The sequence below is a fragment of the Vibrio sp. 2130-1 genome (genome assembly GCF_033339515.1).
The window spans coordinates 1-704 of sequence record NZ_JAWOUT010000273.1 but is presented as its reverse complement, the minus strand read 5'-3'; the positions used below and the strand labels follow the sequence as shown (position 1 = coordinate 704).

The 704-nt window shown below is 41.8% G+C and carries 1 protein-coding gene; it reads right to left on the bottom strand.

Features of this window, described 5'->3' with window-relative positions; translation table 11 throughout:
* Positions 1-309 (bottom strand): copper resistance protein NlpE (locus tag R7Q09_RS25690; protein WP_318143884.1); only part of this gene is annotated, 309 nt, incomplete at its 3' end.
* Between the last annotated feature and the right edge of the window lie 395 nt (positions 310-704).

Below are 704 nucleotides of genomic sequence, written 5' to 3'. Positions count from 1 at the left end.
GTAGCTGCCATCTTGATTTAGCGTCAGAGTCACGTCGATGCCCGCGCAATCAGCACATGGTAGTGTGCCTTTGTAAACGCCATTCCAATCTAGCGCGTTTTTCGCGTTGTGCTCTGAGTCTACAAACGTTTCTGTGGTGATCACTTGTTCTTCTTCCACAGGTACTGCATCGACAGGCAATTCAGTGTCAGTGACTTCCATTTCTACTGCTTGAGGAGCTTCAACTGCACTTGCTTCTACTGGTTTCTCGTCTTGACAGCCTGCAAGAATAATTACCGCACCAGTTAACGCCAACATTGTCTTTTTCATTTTATCCCTCTTTAAATCAAGATTTTGTATGCCATTAATATTAGCCCTGTTTCCGACGTTTACGTCATAACAAAGCAATAGAATGATCTATCTGTGTCAATAAAACCGGTGTTTTTGGCGCTATCCAAGCGTCGCGCCATGACTTGGAGACAAAGTAGTCAGAATCATCAAACGCATGTAAATGCTTGAATTGTAGGGCTGAGTATTGAGCTGGATTTAAGCAAGTGGCAATTGAAGATTCGTTGTGGTGTGAAAACTGTCAGAATCTTATTAAATACGATTTTTGCAAACTTAGATTATTAGCATATGCCAAAAATGTTATTGGCATATGCCATAATTTGGGCGTAACGTAGCACAGTGTTTGAGAGGGACGATAATGGCAAGACCAAAAATAG